Origin of the sequence: Peiella sedimenti (assembly GCF_030504955.1) — a bacterium.
Taxonomy (GTDB): Bacteria; Pseudomonadota; Alphaproteobacteria; order Caulobacterales; family Caulobacteraceae; genus Brevundimonas; species Brevundimonas sedimenti.
Window position 1 is genome coordinate 154342 of record NZ_JAUKTR010000002.1, and the last position, 18553, is coordinate 172894.

An 18553-nucleotide genomic window follows, 5' to 3' on the forward strand; every position below is an offset into this window, starting at 1 on the left:
CGCCCGTCGCTTGCCCTCGCCATCGCCGCCGATATTGGCTAGAGCAGGCGCCGGTGAAGACGGCGGAGCCTTATCGGCGAATGCGCATCCTTCTGGCGACCGACGCCTGGGAGCCCCAGGTCAACGGCGTGGTCCGCACCCTGACCCGCACCGTGGCCGAGTGCCGCGCCATGGGTCACGAGGTGGAGACGGTCACGCCTGATCAGTTCAGGACCGTCCCCTGCCCCACCTATCCTGAAATCCGTCTGGCGCTGGGCGCCGACGAGGAGATCCGCGAACGCTTCCGCGCCTTCGAGCCCGAGGCGGTGCACATCGCCACCGAAGGCCCCATCGGCCTGGCGGCCCGGCGCATCTGCCTGGAATGGAAGCTGCCCTTCACGACCAGCTACCACACCAAGTTCCCTGAATACGTCTCGGCGCGGTTCCCCGTGCCGGTCCAGGTGGGCTACGCCTACATGCGCTGGTTCCACAAGCCGTCGGGCCGGCTGATGGTGGCCACGCCCACGCTGCGCGACGAGCTGGTCAAGCACGGCTTCCGCAACGTTTCGCCCTGGACGCGCGGCGTGGACACCGAGCTGTTCCGGCCGGACCGCGAACCCATCTATCCGGCCGACTGGCCGCGTCCCATCTGGCTGAACGTGGGCCGGGTGGCGGTCGAGAAGAACATCGAGGCCTTCGTCGAGTTGGACCTGCCCGGCACCCAGGTGGTGGTGGGCGACGGCCCCGCCCGCGCCGAGCTCGAGGCCAAGTACCCTCACGTGAAGTTCCTGGGCGCCAGGTTCGGCGAGGAGCTGGCCCAGTGCTTCGCCGACGCCGACGTGTTCGTCTTCCCCTCATGGACGGACACCTTCGGTCTGGTGATCCTGGAGTCCATGGCGGCGGGCACGCCGGTGGCCGCCTATCCGGCCCACGGCCCCATCGACATCATCCCCGGATCGGGCGCGGGCGCCATCGACGACGACCTGAAGACCGCCTGCCTTGAGTGCCTCAAGCTGGACCGCAAGCAGGTGCGCGCCTACGCCGAGAAGTTCTCCTGGCGCTCGTCGGCCGAGGAGTTCGTCAGGAACCTGCAGCCCCACCCGGAGCCGGAAAAGACCCGCTTCTGGCGCCGCCTGCGCCGCCTGGCCCGCATTCGCCGGGGCGTCGCGGCCTGAGGCTGGACCTGGGCCGGGATTGAAATACGCCTGAAACACACGGCTGTTCGTCTGGGCTTGCTAAAAGCCCAGGAGGAGTCCCGCATGCCTCGCCGTCATTCCGCCTGCGCCGTCGCGTTGGCGCTGGCCTTCGCCTTACCCACCGCGGCCTTGGCGCAGGAGCCGCCAGCCGCACAAGCCAGGCAGGCGGTCGAACTGCCCGTGACCATCACCGGCACGCAGATCCTGATCGACGGCGTGCGCGTGAACGGCCAGGGCCCGTACCGTTTCCTGTTTGATACCGGAGCCCAGGCCGGCGGACGCGCCGACGCCAGCCTGGTCCAGGCCTTATCCTTGCCCCAGGCGGGCGAGGTTCAGGTCGGCGACGGCGGCGGGGGTCCGACGCGAACCCTGCCGCTTTACGGCATCGAAATACTGGACGTGGGTCCGGTCCGGCTGGAAGGGCTCAATTTCATCAGCCGCGATTATAACGAGGGGGGCGCGCTCGCCTTGCGCGGGCATATCGACGGGGTTCTGGGTCCGGACATTTTCGCAGGCTGGCTGATCACCATCGACTACGCCGCCCAAAAGATGCGTCTGGAGCGCGGCGCCCTCCCGGAATCGAACGGCCGCGACGTTCTGGACCTGCACCCCAACCCGGCCGCGCCGACCGTGACCATGCGCGTCGGCGGGATTGAAACTGAAGCCCACATCGATACCGGCTCGATGGGCGATGTCACAATTGGGCAGGCGACAGCTGACCGCCTGACCTTCCAGAGCCCGCCCGTCGTGGCAGGCCAGGCGCGGACCGTCTCGGGCGCCTTTGACGTGCTGGAGGGTCGCATCTCCGGCGCGCTGGAGCTGGGCCCGGTGCGCATCGACAATCCCACCGTTCGCATCGTGCCCCATTTCCGCACAGCGAACCTGGGCGGACAGTTCCTGTCGCGATTTGCGCTAACGCTCGACATGGCTAATCAGCGCGTGCGGTTGACCCCATCCGCTCAGCCCCCGGCGCCGCCGCGCCGCTATGGCTTGATGATGCGGCCGCCGCAGGCCGGCCAAACCGAGATTGAGCTCCTGGGCGCCGCGCCTGGCAGTCCCGCCGAGGCGGCGGGCCTGCGCGCGGGGGATCGCATCACCGCCCTGAACGGGACTCCCCTCAGCGAGGTCGGCGACCGTTTGCCCGCCATGATGAGGACATCGCCTTTGGTGGTCGCCTACGTACGCGACGGCCAAGCTCATGAGGCGCGCCTGACCCTGGACTGAGTTCAGCCGGAACCGACCGTCGCCCGGCCACGTTTCTCCGCCCGATGGAGAGCGAACCATGACCTGCAAGACGGTTCTGACGAGCGTCCTTACGGCGGTGCTGGCCGCCTCGGCGCCCGCCCTGGCCCTGGATCCCGGCGGCAACGGAAACGGAAAGGGACGCGACGGCGATCGCGCGGAGGCGCGCGGCGACCGTGGCGGCGGGCCAGACCGTTCCGACGAGCGCGGCCGCGGCCGTGATCGGGATCGCGACCAGGCGCGCCCGCAGCCGGTGGCCCGGTTCCAGCCGGACGACGACCGGGGTCGGGGCCGCGACGAGGCGCCCGGTCAGGCGCGCCGCAACGACGACCGCCGCGAGGACCGCCCGGTGCGGCCCCAGGCCCGCCCTGATGATCGTCGCGAGGATCGCCGCCTCAGCGAGGCCGCGCGCAGCCCTGAGCGGCTGGTGTTCAGGAGCGCGCCCGGTCTGATCGACGGCTGCCCTCCGGGTCTGGCCAAGCGCGACAACGGCTGCCTGCCGCCCGGTCAGGCGCGCCGCATCGAGGCTGAGCGCCGGATGGAGCGCGAGCGCTGGGAGAATCTCTGGCGCTGGCCCGCCTATGGCGGCGACCGCTACCGGTACCGATACGACGACGGCTACCTCTACAGAATGTCCCAGCAGGGCGGCCTTCTGGGCTATCTGCCGGTGCTGGGCGGCGCCCTGGCGCCCCAGCAGATCTGGCCGGATCGCTACGACTGGGACCCGGCGCCCGCCTATTACAGCCGGTATTACGGACTGCCCGACGACTACGCCTACCGCTACGCCGACGGGGTGCTCTACGGCGTCGATCCCGACACCCAGCGCATCGCCCAGGTGGCGGCGCTTCTGACCGGACAGCCGTGGACGGTCGGCCAGCCGATGCCCGTTGGATACGACGTCTACAACGTGCCCTACGACTACCGGGCGCGCTACGTCGACAGCCCGCAGGCGCTCTACCGCTACAGCGACGGCTACGTCTACCAGGTCGATCCCACGACGCGCCTGGTGCAGGCCGTGATCGAACTCCTCACCTGAGCAGGAAGACGCCGATGAAGACCTCCTTGCGCCCTGCGGCCCTGCCCGCCTTGACCCTGTCTGTCCTGACCCTGGCTCTGTCGGCCTGCGGCGACCGTGACGGCGACGCCGCCGCCGGTCCCGCCACGCCCCCTGAGGCCAGCCGCACCCTGGCCGACGAGCTGGGCGAGGGCCGGGCCACCCTGGGCCGCGTGGTTGAAAGCTCGGGCCTGGCCACGGTGCTGGACGGCGTCGGGCCCTACACGGTGCTGGCGCCCACGGACGCGGCCTTTGGCCAGGGCGGGGCCGACCTGACCGAGGCGGGCATGCGCGCCCAGGCCGCGGCCCTGCTTCGCGCCCACATGTTGCCGGGCGCCGTAACGCGCGAAGACATCCTGGCCGCCATCGACAGCGGCGGCGGCCAGGCCTCCATGCGCAACATGGGCGGCGGAGTCGTCACCTTCACACGCGATGGGGACGCCATCGTCGCCGCCGGGCCGGATGGCGTCAGCGCCCGCCTTACCGACGAGGAGGAGCCCACCGGCAACGGCGTCATCCAGCCCATCGACGGGCTGCTGATCGCGCCAGAGCCGTCCTGAACCAGATAGGCCCTAGGGCGCCGCCATAAGAAAACGCCCCGCCGGAGACGCGCTCCGACGGGGCTGATCAGGTCTAGGCGACCGAGAAGTCTAGTCGACTGGGAAGCCGCGGTTGCGCAGCAGGGCCGCCACGTCCGGATCGCGGCCGCGGAACTGGCGATAGGCCTCGGCCCGGTCCGTGGTGTTGCCCGGCGCCAGGATGATCTCCTTGAAACGTTGCGCGATGGCCGGGTCGAAGGGATCGCCCGCCTCCTCGAACATGGCCCAGGTGTCCGCGTCCATGACCTCCGACCAGAGGTACGAATAGTACCCGGCCGAGTAGGCGTCCGAGGTGAACAGGTGATTGAACTGGGGCAGGCGGTGACGCATCACCGTCTCGTCCGGCATGCCGATGCGCGCCAGCGACTCCCGCTCGAAGGCGTCGATGTCGGTCGGCGGATCGGCCCGGGTGTGCAGGTCCATGTCCACCAGGGCGCTCGAGAGATACTGCACCGTCTGGTAGCCCTGGTTGAACTGGGATGAAGCGTCGATCTTGTCCACCAGCGACTGCGGCATGGGTTCGCCCGTCTGATAGTGCCGAGCGAAGCGGTCCAGCACGGGCCGGGTCAGCACCCAGTGCTCGTGCACCTGGCTGGGATACTCCACGAAGTCGCGCTGGGTCCCCGCGAAGGACGGGTACTTCACGTTCGACAGCAGGAAGTGCAGGGCGTGGCCGAACTCGTGGAACAGGGTGCGGGCGTCGTCCAGGCTGATCAGGGTGGGCTGACCCTCCGGCGCCTTGACGAAGTTGTTGTTGTTCGAGTTCAGGACCGTCTTCTTGCCGTCGTAGGTCTCGTGCACGCGATAGGCCGAATGCCATGCGCCGGAGCGCTTCCCGGGGCGGGCGAAGTCGTCCACGTACCACAGGCCCACATGGGCGCCCGTCGCCTTGTCCTTGACCTCGAAGGTGCGCACCTCGGGGTGGAAGACCGGGATGCCCGTGACCTCGGTGAAGGTCAGGCCGTAAAGCCGCTCGGCCATCCAGTGGGCCGCCTGCTTCATGGCGTTCAGCTCGAAGTAGGGCTTGATCTCGTTCTGATCCAGGTCGTAGCGCGCCTTGCGCACCTTCTCGGCGTAGAACAGGTAGTCCCAGGGCTCGATCTCGGTCACGCCGTCGGGCCGCGCGATCTGCAGCATGTCGGCCACCTCTTCACGCACGCGCGCGACGGCCGGGGTCCAGACGCGGTTCATCAGCGCCATGGCCGCCTCGGGGGTCCGGGCCATGGTGTCCTGCATCCGCCAGTGCGCATGGGTGGGGAAGCCCAGCAGCCGCGCGCGCCGGGCGCGCAGGGCCACGATGCGGGCGATGACGGCGTTGGTGTCGTTGGCGTCGCCGTTGTCGCCCCGGTTCACGAACTTGCGCCACACCTGTTCGCGCAAGGCCCGGTCGCTGGCGAAGGTCAGGAACGGATCCACGCTGGAGCGCGTGTTCATGATGGCCCAGCCGTCCAGATTGTTGCGCTGGGCCGCGGCCCGGGCGGCCGCCTTGTTCGAGTCCGGCAGGCCGGCCAGCCGCGCCTCGTCGGTGACCAAGGTCCAGGCGTTCTCGTCGGCCGTCACCTTCTGCGAGAACTCGGCGAAGGCGCGCGCCAGCTCGGTGTTGATCTGGCCCAGCTCGGCCTTGCCGGCGGCGTCCAGGGCGGCGCCGTTGCGCACGAAGGCCTCGTAGGTGCGCTGCACCAGGCGACGGTCCTCGGCGTTCAGGCCGCGCGCCTCGGCCGTCTCGTGCACCGCGCGGATGCGGTCGAACAGCCGGGTGTTGAAGGTGATCTCGTCGCCCGCCTGGGACAGGATCGGGGCCAGCTCGGCGCGCAGGGCGTCGTATTCGGCGCCGCCGATGTTCTGGGTCATGACCCCCATCAGCGTCGTGGCGCGGCCCAGCGCGTCGCCCGCCCGCTCCATGGCCACGCGGGTGTTCTCGAAGGTCGGCGGCTCGGGATTGTTCGCGATGGCGGCGTACTCGGCGCGCTGGATCTCGATGCCTTCAAGGATGGCTTCGCGCAGCTTGGCGGCCGTCACCTGGTCCCAGGGCGGCACGCCGCCATAGGGGCCGGTCCACGGCTGAAGCAGCTCCGCGCGCGGCTGGATCAGGGGCGGCATCCGCACTGCGGGAGCGACGGGCGCGCCCGCGCCTCCCCCCATGTCCATGCCCATCGAGGCGCAGCCGCTCATAGCGGCGGCGCCGGCGCCCATCATCAGAAGCGTGCGTCTGTTCATTATCGTTCCTCGCCTGGCCGCGCCTGGGGCGCCGCTCAATTGTCTTTAACGAGATAGGGGGTTCTCAGTCGACCGGGAAGCCGCGCTGGCGCAGCAAGGCCGTCACATCCGGGTCGCGGCCGCGGAACTGGCGGTAAAGCTCGCCCTGATCGCGCGAGTCGCCGGCCGCGAACATGGCCCGCATCCGCGCCGCCACCTCGGGATTCCAGACGTCGCCGGTCTCCTCGAAGGCCTCCCAGGCGTCGGCGTCCATGGTCTCGCTCCACAGGTACGAGTAGTACCCGGCGGCATAGCCCTCGTCCGCGAACAGGTGATTGAACTGGGGCAGGCGGTGCCGCATGACGATTTCGCGCGGCATGCCCAGCTCGGCCAGGGCCTGACGTTCGAAGGCGTCAGGGTCGACCCGGCCGCCCGGAACCTGGTGCATGCGCATGTCGACGATGCCGCTAGCCAGGAACTCCACCGTGGCGAAGCCCTGGTTGAAGGTCTGCATGGCCTGCACCTTGTCCAGCAGCGCCTGCGGCATGGGCTCGCCCGTCTGGTAGTGGCGGGCGAAGCGGTCCAGCACCTCGCGGGTCAGCAGCCAGTGCTCGTTCACCTGGCTGGGGAACTCCACGAAGTCGGTCGAGGTGTTGGTGCCCGACAGGCTGGCGTAGTTCACGTCCGACAGCAGGTCGTGCAGGGCGTGGCCGAACTCGTGGAACAGGGTCTCGGCGTCGTCCAGGCTGATCAGCACCGGCTCGCCCGGCGCGCCCTTGACGAAGTTGTTGTTGTTCGAGACCAGCGGCCGGATGTTTCCGCCCTGGCGGTTCTGGCTGCGGTAGGCGAACTCCCAGGCGCCTGAGCGCTTGATCGAGCGGGCGAAGTTGTCCCCGTAGAACAGGCCGACAAAGCCGCCGTTCGCGTCCTTCACTTCCCAGACCCGCACGTCCGGATGGAAGGTGGGGACCTGGCCGGTGATCTCGTTGAACTGCAGGCCATAGAGGCGGCCCGCCGACCACATGGCCCCCTGGATCATGTTCTCCAGGGCGAAGTAGGGCTTCAGGTCGTTCTGATCCAGGTCGTACCGCTCGCGGCGGACCTTCTCCATGTAGAAGCGGTAGTCCCAGGGCTCGATGGTGATGTTCGCGCCCTCGCGGTCGGCGATGGCCTGCATCTCGGCCACCTCCTCACGCACACGCGCCACGGCCGGGCGCCAGACCCGCATCATCAGGTCCATGGCCCGATCCGGATCCTGCGCCATGGTGTTGGACAGCTTCCAGTCGGCGTAGGTCTCATAGCCCAGCAGCTGCGCCTTCTCGGCGCGCAGGGGCATGATCTGTGCGATGACGGCGTTGGTGTCGTTGTCGTCGCCGTTGTCGCCGCGATTGATGAAGCCGCGCCAGACGTACTCGCGCAGCTGCCGGTTCTGGGCGTAGGTCAGGACCGGATCGACGGCCGAGCGGGTGTTGACGATGGCCCAGCCGGGCACGCCGTTCTCCTGGGCGGCGGCGCGCATGGCGGCCTTCACCGAGTCCGGGATGCCGGCCAGCTGCGCCTCGTCGGTGACGGTGATATAGGACGCCTCGTCGGACAGGACCCGCTGACTGAAGGTCGTGTACAGGCTGGCCAGCTGCTGGTTGATCTCGGCCATGCGCGTCTTCTGCGCCGGCGTCAGGCGCGCGCCCTGGCGCACGAAGTTGTCATAGGTGCGCCACAGCAGGCGATGCTGTTCCGGGGTCAGATTGGCCTGCTCACGGTTGTTCCACACCGCTTCGATGCGCTGGAACAGCGGCCCGTTCAGCACCAGGGCGTCGGCGGCGGCCGCCTGGCGCGGCGCCAGCTCGGCGTCGACGGCCTGCATCGGGGCGTCGTTCATGTTGCTGGTGTAGATCAGCAGCAGGCGGGTGACCCGGTCATAGGCGGCGCCCGACCGCTCCAGCGCCTCGATGGTGTTTTCGAAGGTCGGCGCGGCGCGGTTGTTGACGATCGCCGCGATTTCGCGGTCGCGCATGGCCAGGGCTTCGTTGAAGGCGGGCACGAAATGCTCGGGCCGGATGCGGTCGAAGGCGGGCACGCCGCCATAGGGTCCGGTCCATTCCGCCAGCACCGGATTGACGTCCTCGGCGACGGCGCGCGGCGCCTCGGGCGGGGCCGTCGCCGTGGCGCAGCCGGTCAGCAAGACGGCGGCTGCGGCGCTGGCGTAGAGGAAGGTCTTCATGGTCGGCGCTCCGCAAATAGGGCTGGGGGCGGATGATGTCGGGGCCGGACCCTAGCCTTACCCCGGAGCTTTGCAAAAGACGCCTTTCGCCGCGCGGCGGATCGCGCAAGATCGGCCCATCCCGCCCGCGCATGGACGGCGTCCTCGCGCGGGGCTAAAGCGCCTGCCCATGACCATCGGCGTATTCGATTCCGGCGTGGGCGGCCTCAGCGTGCATCGCGAGCTGGTGGCGCGCTTCCCCGGCGAAGACCTGATCTACCTGGCCGACCAGGCCCACGCCCCCTATGGCGGACGCGGCGGGGAGGAGATCGTCGATCTGACGCGGGCCGGATGCGAGCGGCTGTTCCAGGAAGGCGCCGGCCTGGTCGTCCTGGCCTGCAACACGGCCTCGGCCATAGCGCTGCGCCGCCTGCAGCAGACCTGGCTGCCGGAGTACCGCAAGAGCCAGGGTCGGCCCCTGAATGTGCTGGGCATCATCGTGCCGACGATCGAGGCGGCCACCGGCATGCCCTGGCAGGCCGAGCCGGAGCTGGCGCCCGCCCGGTTGAAGTCCGTGGAGGTGCTGGGCGTCTTCTGCACGGCCGCAACGGCGCTCAGCCGCGTCTATGAGATCGAGATCGCCAAGCGGCGCCCGGATCTAGCCGTCTTCTCAGAAGCCTGCCCGGGGCTGGCCGGCCTCATCGAGATGGGGGCCCCGCGGGCTGAGCTGGAGGTGGTGGTCCGCGACCACGTGGAGGCGTTGCGCCGCCGCGTCGGCCGCCATCCGGACAAGGCGATCCTGGGCTGCACCCATTATGAGATCGTCGCGGACCTGTTCACCGCGGCACTCCCCGAGGGAACTCCGCTGATCCACCAGCCCACCTCGGTGGCCGACGCCCTGGAGCGGTACTTCGAGCGCCATCCCGAGTACCTGACCGGCGGCGGGGCGCGGCGCTTCCTGACCACGGGACAGGCGGGCGTGCAGTCGGACCTGGCGGCCCAGTTCTGGGGCGAACCGCTCCAGTTCGAGGCGGCCTGAGCGTTGACCCGTGGGCCTCTGACCAGTTGACTGCACGCTGTCGGGTCCTGGAGGAGACGAGATGCGTGTCGCGTGCCTTGGCCCGAGGGGCACCTTCACCCATATGGCCGCCGAGCGCCTGTACCCAGGGGCGTCGACGGTTTTCGTTCAGACGCACGCGGATGCCGTGTTGTCGTGCGCCCGGCTCGAGACCGACGCCTTCGTCGCGGCGCTCTCCAACAGCGTGGCGGACTACATAGGGCCGACCGTCCAGGCTCTGCTTTCCGACGAGGCCCGGGGGCTGCGCATCGACCGAGGGACGGTCTCCTTGGTCAGCTTCTCGCTATATCGCCCGCCACAGGCCGGGGCCCTCAAGGTCGTCTACAGCCACCCGGCCGCCCTGGCCCAGGTCGGCGACTGGCTTCGCCGGAGCGGCGCCAGGGCGGTCGAGACGGATTCCACCGTGGCGGCGCTCGCGCTGATCGCGCTGGAAGGCGACTCCGCCACGGGGGCCGTGGGCCCCGCCGGGCTGGGGCCCGAATACGGTCTCGACGAGGTGGAGGTCCGGCTGGAGGGAGAGAGCCGGAACCAGACCCGTTTCATCGGAGGCGCGCGCGAGGCTCCGCTTGAGGAGGCCGCGCGCTATCTGGTGCGCGTCCGGGACGCTGCCGACATCCGGGCGCGGCTGGCGGAGGTGGGAGAGGTCCATCTGGCCGGCCGAAGGGGTGAATACCGGCTGTTCGAACTGGTGGGGGGGCCAAGCCTCGCCGCGGTGCGGGCGGCTCTTGCTGACACGGGGGAGGTGATCGGCGCCTATGGATTCTGACCGCATACCGTTCCGGAGCCTGCTCGACCGGCTGCCCGAGGGGCTGAACATCAGCCGCCCAGGCGTGATCGGCGGCGCCGTCGCCGTGGTCGCCTTCGCCGGCTCGGCGGCGGCGACCTATCTGCAACCCCTGGAGGATACGGCCGACGGCGTGGCGCCCCAGCTGCTGGCGCTCATCGTCGGCGCCGTCGGCCTGGGGGGCCTGTTCCTCGCTGCGGAGTGGCTGCTCAATCTGGTTCGCCATCGCCGCATCCTGGGACGGTGGCTTTACGTGACCTATCCGGACCGACCCCCTCGGCCCGGCGCGGTCCCCCCGGACGGCTTCGGCTTCGGTCTGATGACGATCGGTTTCGGTTCGGCGGGCGAGGTCGATTACCGCGTCGACCTCTACCGCACCTCCGAGGACCTCTTGGCGGCGGCGGACGGGTCCGGCGCGGGAGAGGCCGCCCTTGGATCCGCATGCAGCGAGGCCGCCCGCTATCTCGAGACCCAAGACGCGCTGCGCCTCATCTATTTCGCCACCTTCGTGTCGCGCGACGCCGCCGACCGCCAGGGCAAGCTGGAACTCGCGGTCGATGGCGGCGGGAAGCTGACAGGCCGCTGGGTCAGCGATGTGAACAAGAGCGTCCTGTCTTCCGGCGTCATGATCGCCGCCCGGCGGCGCGACTTCGCGGCGACGCTGGCTCAGGCGAAAAGCGCCGCGGCCGCGGCCTGGGCCGACTAGCGCGCGCTTTCGGCGGCGATGACCCGGCTGACGGCGTTGACCACCGCGCCGATGCGCAGGGCCGCCTGGACCTGGACGTTGGTCAGGCCGTGCTTGCGCACCTCGGCCTCGTGCGAGTCCAGACAGGCGCCGCAGCCGTTGATGGCCGACACCGCCAGCGACCACAGCTCGAAGTCGGCCTTGGGCGCCCCGGGGGACCCCAGGATGTTCATGCGCAGCTTGGCCGGCAGGGTGCGGTACTCGGCGTTGTGCATCAGGTGCAGCGCCCGGTAGTAGACGTTGTTCATGCCCATGATGGCGGCGGCGGCGCGGGCCGCGTTGGCGGCGTCCTCGGTCATCTGGGCGGCGGCGGCGGCCTCGATCTGGCGCACCACCTCAGGCGTGCCCACCGCGTGGGCCGAGGCCAGGAAGCAGCCCCACTTCTGCTGGTCGCTCAGCACCGCCTCGGCGGCCAGCGAGGACAGGTTCAGCGACAGATCCTTGGCATAGGCGGGCAGAGCCTCGCGCAGGGCGTCGAGGGACATGGGACTCTCCTGGAAATTTCGAGTTCAGAAAAGCGGCCGGGAGCGGAGAGGGGCCGCCCCCGGCCGGTCGACGGTGGCGTGATCAGGCCGCCAGCGTCTCGCCGCCCACCGGGCGGTTGCAAGGGCACAGCTCGTCCGTCTGCAGCGCGTCGACGACACGCAGGGTGTCGGCCGGCGCACGGCCCACGTTCAGGTTGGTGACGTAGACGTGCTGCACCACGTTGTGCGGGTCGACCACGAAGGTGGCGCGCAGGGCGACGCCCTCTTCCTCGTCCAGCACGCCGAGCGCGCGGGCGAAACGGCCGCCGTTGTCGGCGAAGGACCAGATCGGCAGCTTGTTCAGGTCGGCGTGGTCACGCCGCCAGGCCAGCTTGGAGAACTCGTTGTCGGTCGAGCCGCCCAGGACCACCGTGTCGCGGTCCTCGAAGTCCTTGGCCAGGCGGCCGAACTCGGCGATCTCGGTCGGGCACACGAAGGTGAAGTCCTTCGGGTAGAAGAAGATGACCTTCCACTTGCCCTCGAAGCTGTCGTTGGTGATGGTTTCGAAGGCGCTCTGGCCGTTCTCTTCATGGCTGTTGAAGCCGGGCTTCACGCCCACGATCTTGAAGTTGGGTAGCTTTTCACCGACGCCGAGCATGGCCTGATCTCCTGTTCGAGAAACGAGTTGGACGCGCGGCCGGGGCAGCCCCGATCACCGTCGAGACATCAGATAGGCGGCCGCCCCTCAGAAATCCAATCGATTGTTGTTGGTTTCAGCATAACTACAGATTATTTTACGGCCATGCTCCCGACCTTGCGCCAGCTCCAGTATCTGAAACTGCTCGCCGAGCACGGCTCGTTCAGCCGCGCGGCCGAAGCCGCCCATGTCAGCCAGCCCGCCCTGTCGGCCGGGATCCAGGAGCTGGAGCGGACCCTCGGCGCTCCGGTGGTGGAGCGCAGCCGCACCCAGGTCATCCTGACGCCCGTGGGGGAGGAGGCCGTGCGCCGCGCCACCGAGGTGCTGGCGGGCGCCGAGGATCTGGTCGAGGCGGCGCGCTCGGCGGGCAAGCCGCTGTCGGGACGGTTTCGCCTGGGCGTGATCCCGACCATCGCGCCGTTCCTCTTGCCGCGCGTGCTGCCGGTGCTGCGGCGGCGGCACCCGGACCTGCGGCTCTATCTGAAGGAGGACCTGACCCCGCGCCTGGTCTCGGCCCTCAAGGCGGGAGCGCTGGACGCCGCCGTCATCGCCCTGCCCTACGATCTGACAGGGCTGGCGGTCGCCCCCATGGGCCAGGACGAAATCCTGGCCGCCGCTCCGGCGGGTCACCGACTGGCGGGCGGAGCGGCGATCGACCCCAGGGAGCTGGCGCGCGACGACCTGATCCTGCTGGAGGACGGCCATTGCCTGCGCGATCACGCCCTGGCGGCCTGCAATCTCGAGGCGCCCAAGGGCGAGGACGTCTTCGCCGCCACTAGCCTGCATACCCTGATGCAGATGGTGGGTTCAGGCCTGGGCGTCAGCTTCGTGCCGAGGATGGCGGTTGAGGCGGGTCTCGCCGACGACGAGCGCGTGGCCGTCCGCCCCCTGTCGGCCAAGGCGCCCGTGCGCGAGATCGTCGTGGCCTGGCGCGCCGGCTCATCCCGCGCGGCCGAGGGCCGCATGCTGGCCGAGCTGATGCGCGAGACGACCACCCCGCTCGTGGCCTAGGATGTTCAGCCGTCGTTCAGAACGGCCGCGCTTTATCGGGCATCGCTGTATTTATGGGGATCGCCACATGTCTCGCATCGCCGCCGCCACGTTCGCGGCCCTCACGCTCTGCGCCTGCGCGCCCGTGGTCGCGGGCGGCCCGCCGATGGCGCTAGACCCGGCCCTGCGGGATCAGGCGCGCCTGGGGACCATCACCATGTCCAGCGACTGGCTGATGGCCGAGGACGACTTCTCCGACACCTTCACCGACGAGGTGGGCGAGGAGCTGCGCCGCTGCATGACCGGCGACCGCACCCTGAACCTGCGCCTGCATGTGGATGATCTGGACCGCGCCGGGCGCCTGGAGACCGTGGTGCGGGGCGATGGCATGCACACCCTGGCCGCCACCGCCGAGTTCGTCGATCCCCAGACGCGGCAGGTCGTCGGCCGCTACCCGATCCGGGTCGCCACCCAGGCGGGCGGCGCCGTCCCGGCCCTGTTGGGCGACCGGCAGATGATGGTTTCCGAGGAGTACGGCCGCGCCCTGTGCGAAGAGGCCTTCGGCCGCAATCCGCGCCGGTCCGGCCCGTGGAACGCCACGCGGGGGTGATCAGACCAGGGCGATCTGGCCCAGGAAGTCGCGCTTGCCGATCTCCACGCCCTCGCGGCGCAGGAGGGCATAGGCCATGCTCAGGTGGAAGTAGAAGTTGGGCAGGGCGAAACTGGACAGATAGCCCCAGCCCTCGAAGTTCAGCGTCAGGCTGGGCAGGGTCATCGAGACGGCCCGGGTTTCGGCGCCTTCCAGCTGTTCGGGCCGGATACTCTCAAGGAAATCGATGGTCAGCTTCAGCGTGGCGCGTAGGTCGTCCAGGCTTGCCTCGTCGTCGGCCGTGCGCGGCCATTCCACGCCGGCCAGCCGCGCCACGCAGGCCCGGGCCGAGAAACAGGCCATCTGCACCTGGGCCTTGAAGGGCCGCATGTCCTCGATGAGCGTCAGGTCGAGCAGGCGCTCGCCCAGCGGCTCGGCCTTGTCGAGCAGGCCCGACAGGCTGTTCAGCCCGCGCAGGAAAAGCGGCACGGACGCTTCGTACATGGTCGGCATGGCCGCCTCCTCCGCGATTGAATCTGGCTGGAAACGAAGAAGGGCGGACCGAAGCCCGCCCTCCTGGTCTGTCAGTCGCCCCGCGCCAGGTTGCGCAGCACGAAGGGCAGCACCCCGCCCGAGCGGAAGTATTCCATCTCGGTCTCGGTATCGATGCGGCAGCGCACCGGGAAGCGGGCCATCTTGCCGTCCGACGGGCGGAACAGCTCGACCCACAGCTCCTGGCGCGGCTTGAGCTTGCCGATGTTGGCGTCGGACAGGCCGCGAATGGTGACGATCTCCTCGCCGGTCAGGCCCAGCTTGGTCCAGCCCTCCACCTTGAACTGCAGCGGCACGACCCCCATCCCGACCAGGTTGGAACGGTGGATGCGCTCGTAGCTCTCGGCGATCACCGCGCGCACGCCCAGAAGGCGCGTGCCCTTGGCCGCCCAGTCGCGCGACGATCCGGTGCCGTACTCCTTGCCCGCGAACACAACCAGCGGACGCCCTTCGGATTGGTAGCGCATGGCCGCGTCGTAGATCGACATGACCTCGCCGGACGGGAAGTGCTTGGTCACGCCGCCTTCGATCTCGGGCGTGATCTTGTTGCGGATGCGGATGTTGGCGAAGGTGCCCCGCATCATCACTTCGTGGTTGCCGCGGCGCGCGCCGTAGGAGTTGAACTCGGTGACCGGCACCTGGCGCTCGGACAGATACTTGCCCGCCGGGCTGGTGGTCTTGATCGAGCCGGCCGGGCTGATGTGGTCGGTGGTGATGCTGTCGCCGAACACGCCCAGCACCCGCGCCTCGATGATGTCCTCGACGGGCCTGGGCTCCATCGACAGACCCTCGAAGTAGGGCGGGTTGCGCACATAGGTGGAGGTATCGTCCCAGGCGTAGGTCTGGCCGCCTTCGACCTTGATCTGCTGCCAGTGCTTGTCGCCCTTGAAGACGTCCTTGTAGCGCTTGGCGAACATCTCGGCGGTGACCGCCTTGCGCTGCACTTCGGCCACCTCGGCCGAGGTCGGCCAGATGTCCTTCAGGAAGACGTCCTTGCCCTTCTTGTCCTGGCCGATGGGCTGGGTCGACAGGTTCAGGCGCATGGACCCGGCGATGGCGTAGGCCACCACCAGCGGCGGGCTGGCCAGGTAGTTGGCGCGCACGTCCGGGTTCACCCGACCTTCGAAGTTGCGGTTGCCGGACAGCACGCTGCAGGCCACCAGGTCGCCCGCGTTCACCGCCGCCGACACCGCCTCGGGCAGGGGTCCCGAGTTGCCGATGCAGGTGGTGCAGCCATAGCCCACCAGGTTGAAGCCCATGGCGTCCAGATCGTCCTGCAGGCCCGAGGCCTCCAGATAGTCCGTCACCACCTGGGAGCCGGGGGCCAGCGAGGTCTTGACCCACGGCTTCACCGTCAGGCCCAGCTCGCGCGCCTTCTTGGCCACCAGGCCCGCGGCGATCATCACCGAAGGGTTGGAGGTGTTGGTGCAGCTGGTGATGGCGGCGATGACCACGTCGCCGTCGCCCAGGTCGTACTTTTCGCCCTCGACCGGCACGCGGGCGGCCTCCGCCGGGCGACCGAAGACATCCGAGAGGGCGGCGTTGAACTCGGCGGCGGCTTCCGTCAGCAGCACGCGGTCCTGGGGCCGCTTGGGGCCGGCCAGGGAGGGCTGCACCTCGGACAGGTCCAGCTCAAGCAGGTCGCTAAACTCAGGGGCCTCGCCCTCGCCGTCGTCCCACAGGCCCTGCGCCTTGGCGTAGGCTTCGACCAGGGCTACGCGCGCCTTGTCCCGACCGGTGGCCGTCAGATAGTCGATGGTGGCTCGGCTGATGGGGAAGAAGCCGCAGGTGGCGCCGTACTCCGGGGCCATGTTGGCGATGGTGGCCTGGTCCTCGATGGTCAGATGGGCCAGGGCCGGGCCGAAGAACTCCACGAACTTGCCCACCACGCCCTTCTTGCGCAGCATCTGGGTGACGGTCAGCACCAGGTCGGTGGCGGTCGCGCCCTCGGGCAGGCGGCCGGTCAGCTTGAAGCCCACCACCTCGGGGATCAGCATGGGGATCGGCTGACCCAGCATGGCCGCCTCGGCCTCGATGCCGCCCACGCCCCAGCCCAGGACCGACAGGCCGTTGATCATGGTGGTGTGGCTGTCGGTGCCGACCACGGTGTCAGGATAGGCGACGGTGGCCTTGCCCTCGGCGGCGGTCCAGACGGTCTGGGCCAAATGCTCCAGATTGACCTGGTGGCAGATGCCCGTGCCGGGCGGCACCACGCGGAAGTTATTGAAGGCCGACGAGCCCCAGCGCAGGAAGCGGTAGCGCTCGATGTTGCGCTCGTACTCGCGGTCCACGTTGCGCTTGAAGGCCGAGTCGGTGCCGAAGTGGTCCACCATCACCGAGTGGTCGATGACCAGATCCACCGGGTTCAGCGGATTGATCTTCTCGGGGTCGGCGCCCAGGGCCGCCATGGCGTCTCGCATGGCCGCCAGGTCCACCACCGCCGGCACGCCGGTGAAGTCCTGCATCAGCACCCGGGCCGGGCGGAAGCTGATCTCGTGCTCGACCTTGCCCTTGTTCTCAAGCCAGGCGGCGACGGCGTCGACGTCCTCGCGCTTGACGGAGACGCCGTCCTCGTGGCGCAGCAGGTTCTCCAGCAGCACCTTCATGGAGCGCGGCAGGCGCGAGACGCCGGAAAGACCGGCTTCCTCGGCGGCGGCGAGGCTGTAATAGACGTACTTCTTGCGCCCGACGGAAAGGTCCCGGCGGGTGGAAAGGCTGTCGATGGACGGCATGGAGTGTTCCTTCTGGTCGTAGCCGCCCGACAATCCGGTTGCGGGATCGCGCGTCACGCGGGGCTCACAGGGCGCCCGCGCACGCGGCGGTCGCCCGCTGCGGCTGGCCGCTTCATACGCGCGCAGGGCGCCTGCGTCGAGACGCCGCGCGGGGCGTGCACGTGATCGCGGCCGTCGAGATGAGCCGTCTGGGGATCGCGCGGGGCGATCGCAGCCTGTTCCAAGACCTGGACGCGCGGCTGGAGGCCGGCCAGGCCGTGGCCCTGACCGGAGCCAACGGCGCGGGCAAGACTTCGCTGCTGCGGGCCCTGGCCGGCTTCATCCGCCCGGCCGAGGGGACGGTGCGCTTCACGGACGCGGCGGGCGCCGAGATCGAGGCCGAGACGGCGCGGCGGCGAATCCACCTGCTGGGCCATTTGGACGGCCTGAGGCCCGGCGCCCGCGTGCGCGACGAGCTGGCCTTTCACGCCGCCTGGCTGGGCGGCGGGGCGGCCGAGGCGGCCGTCGAGCGGCTGTCCCTGGAGCCTTTGCTCGAGCTTGAGGTGCGCAAGCTGTCCGCCGGTCAGAGGCGGCGCGTGGCCCTGGCCCGGCTGGTCGCGGCGCCCCGGCCCCTGTGGCTGCTGGACGAGCCGGGCGCCCCGCTCGACGCGCGCTGGCGCGGCGTGCTGGCCGAGCTGATCGCGGAGCACACCGCCGCAGGAGGGTTGGCCCTGATCGCCACCCACGAGCCCGCGCATGGTCTGGCGCGGACGCTGGAGCTGTCGGTATGAGCGCCCTGACCCAGCTGATCCGGCGCGAAATCACTGGCGCCTGGCAGGGCGGCGGGGGGCCGCTGATGGCCTGCGGCTTCCTGGCCTGCGCCGCCGTGCTGCCGCCCCTGGCGTCTGACGCCGGTCCGGGCGCCCTGGTGGAGGCGGCCCTGCCCATCACCTGGCTGGCCCTGGCCCTGGCCTCGCTGCTCTCTCTGGAACGGCTGTTCGAGCGCGACCTGGACGACGGGTCGTTGGACCTGCTCAGCCTGGGGCCCGCGCCGCTGGAGGCCGTGGTGCTGATCAAGGCCCTGGCCCATTTCCTGGCGAACGGCGCCCCCCTGGCCCTGGCGGCGCCGGTCTGCGCGGTCTCGCTGGGCGCGCCGGCTGGGGCCGCACCGATGATCCTGCTGGCCGCCCTGATCGCGGGGCTGGGCTTCACCCTGACCGGAACCCTGGGCGCCGCGCTGGCGCTGGGCGCCCGCCGGGGCGGCCTGCTCATCGCCGTGACGGTGCTGCCGCTGCTGATCCCGCCGCTGATCTTTGGGGCGGCGGCCACGGCCCAGGCGGCGGGCGGCGGGGACTTCGGCCCGGCCCTGATCCTGCTTATCGCCTACACCCTCTTCGCGCTGGCCCTGACGCCGCTGGCGGGCGCGGCGGCCGTCCGCGCGGCCCAGGGGTAGGCTCGTGCACCCCATGGCGAAGAC

Annotated in this window: 17 protein-coding genes; 11 read left to right on the forward strand and 6 right to left on the reverse strand. The window is 69.8% G+C overall.

All coding sequences use genetic code 11. The annotated features are described in order from the left end of the window. Positions 1-80 precede the first annotated feature (80 nt). The 4 genes from Q0812_RS05765 to Q0812_RS05780 all read left to right on the forward strand — a co-directional run bounded on the left by Q0812_RS05765 (position 81) and on the right by Q0812_RS05780 (position 4031). A complete protein-coding gene (locus tag Q0812_RS05765; RefSeq protein WP_302109362.1) occupies positions 81-1154 on the forward strand; it encodes a glycosyltransferase family 4 protein in 1074 nt (357 codons plus the stop codon). 84 nt (positions 1155-1238) lie between these two features. Then, positions 1239-2399 (forward strand): aspartyl protease family protein, encoded by a 1161-nt coding sequence (locus tag Q0812_RS05770; protein WP_302109363.1) that lies wholly within the window; start codon positions 1239-1241, stop codon positions 2397-2399. Positions 2400-2457: 58 nt separating this feature from the next. Further along, positions 2458-3453, forward strand: coding sequence for a hypothetical protein (locus tag Q0812_RS05775; RefSeq protein ID WP_302109364.1), 996 nt, complete (start codon positions 2458-2460; stop codon positions 3451-3453). Between the two features lie 14 nt (positions 3454-3467). Continuing rightward, positions 3468-4031 (forward strand): fasciclin domain-containing protein, encoded by a 564-nt coding sequence (locus Q0812_RS05780; RefSeq protein WP_302109365.1) that lies wholly within the window; start codon positions 3468-3470, stop codon positions 4029-4031. A 90-nt stretch (positions 4032-4121) separates the two neighbouring features. Here Q0812_RS05780 and Q0812_RS05785 read toward each other — a convergent pair whose 3' ends face one another. After that, entirely contained in the window at positions 4122-6287 is a 2166-nt protein-coding gene (locus tag Q0812_RS05785) for a M3 family metallopeptidase (RefSeq protein ID WP_302109366.1), read from the reverse strand. 64 nt (positions 6288-6351) lie between these two features. Further along, positions 6352-8487 carry a M3 family metallopeptidase gene (locus Q0812_RS05790; RefSeq protein ID WP_302109367.1) on the reverse strand — a complete coding sequence of 712 codons (2136 nt, stop codon included), beginning with the start codon at positions 8485-8487 and terminating at the stop codon, positions 6352-6354. A 169-nt stretch (positions 8488-8656) separates the two neighbouring features. Here Q0812_RS05790 and Q0812_RS05795 point away from each other — a divergent pair, with 169 nt between their 5' ends. The 3 genes from Q0812_RS05795 to Q0812_RS05805 all read left to right on the forward strand — a co-directional run bounded on the left by Q0812_RS05795 (position 8657) and on the right by Q0812_RS05805 (position 11034). Then, a complete protein-coding gene (locus tag Q0812_RS05795) occupies positions 8657-9505 on the forward strand; it encodes a glutamate racemase (protein ID WP_302109368.1) in 849 nt (282 codons plus the stop codon). 61 nt (positions 9506-9566) lie between these two features. Further along, a complete protein-coding gene (locus tag Q0812_RS05800) occupies positions 9567-10310 on the forward strand; it encodes a prephenate dehydratase domain-containing protein (protein WP_302109369.1) in 744 nt (247 codons plus the stop codon). Beyond that, positions 10300-11034 carry a hypothetical protein gene (locus Q0812_RS05805; protein WP_302109370.1) on the forward strand — a complete coding sequence of 245 codons (735 nt, stop codon included), beginning with the start codon at positions 10300-10302 and terminating at the stop codon, positions 11032-11034. The genes Q0812_RS05800 and Q0812_RS05805 overlap by 11 nt, the downstream gene beginning before the upstream one ends. Here the strand turns inward: Q0812_RS05805 and ahpD are convergent. Both ahpD and Q0812_RS05815 read right to left on the reverse strand, forming a co-directional pair. Continuing rightward, on the reverse strand, positions 11031-11558 hold the full coding sequence (gene ahpD / locus Q0812_RS05810; protein WP_302109371.1) for an alkylhydroperoxidase, AhpD family: 528 nt from the start codon (positions 11556-11558) through the stop codon (positions 11031-11033). The genes Q0812_RS05805 and ahpD overlap by 4 nt on opposite strands. Positions 11559-11640: 82 nt before the next feature. Then, positions 11641-12195, reverse strand: a complete 555-nt coding sequence (locus Q0812_RS05815; RefSeq protein WP_302109372.1) for a peroxiredoxin — start codon at positions 12193-12195, stop codon at positions 11641-11643. Between the two features lie 144 nt (positions 12196-12339). Here Q0812_RS05815 and Q0812_RS05820 point away from each other — a divergent pair, with 144 nt between their 5' ends. Together Q0812_RS05820 and Q0812_RS05825 are read left to right on the forward strand one after the other, a co-directional pair. After that, positions 12340-13245, forward strand: coding sequence for a hydrogen peroxide-inducible genes activator (locus Q0812_RS05820; protein ID WP_302109373.1), 906 nt, complete (start codon positions 12340-12342; stop codon positions 13243-13245). 67 nt (positions 13246-13312) lie between these two features. Next, positions 13313-13834, forward strand: coding sequence for a hypothetical protein (locus tag Q0812_RS05825; protein ID WP_302109374.1), 522 nt, complete (start codon positions 13313-13315; stop codon positions 13832-13834). Here the strand turns inward: Q0812_RS05825 and Q0812_RS05830 are convergent, their stop codons facing one another. Then, positions 13835-14326: a DUF1993 domain-containing protein gene (locus Q0812_RS05830; protein ID WP_302109375.1), complete on the reverse strand. Its 492-nt coding sequence runs from the start codon at positions 14324-14326 to the stop codon at positions 13835-13837. Positions 14327-14397: 71 nt separating this feature from the next. After that, complete coding sequence (acnA, locus tag Q0812_RS05835) at positions 14398-17097, reverse strand: aconitate hydratase AcnA (RefSeq protein ID WP_302109656.1); 2700 nt, start codon at positions 17095-17097, stop codon at positions 14398-14400. 161 nt (positions 17098-17258) lie between these two features. On the opposite strand from acnA, the gene ccmA reads away from it, so the two are divergent. Together ccmA and Q0812_RS05845 are read left to right on the forward strand one after the other, a co-directional pair. Beyond that, a complete protein-coding gene (ccmA, locus tag Q0812_RS05840) occupies positions 17259-17867 on the forward strand; it encodes a heme ABC exporter ATP-binding protein CcmA (protein ID WP_302109376.1) in 609 nt (202 codons plus the stop codon). Next, positions 17864-18529: a heme exporter protein CcmB gene (locus Q0812_RS05845; protein WP_302109377.1), complete on the forward strand. Its 666-nt coding sequence runs from the start codon at positions 17864-17866 to the stop codon at positions 18527-18529. Before ccmA ends, Q0812_RS05845 begins: the two co-directional genes overlap by 4 nt. Positions 18530-18553: the final 24 nt, after the last annotated feature.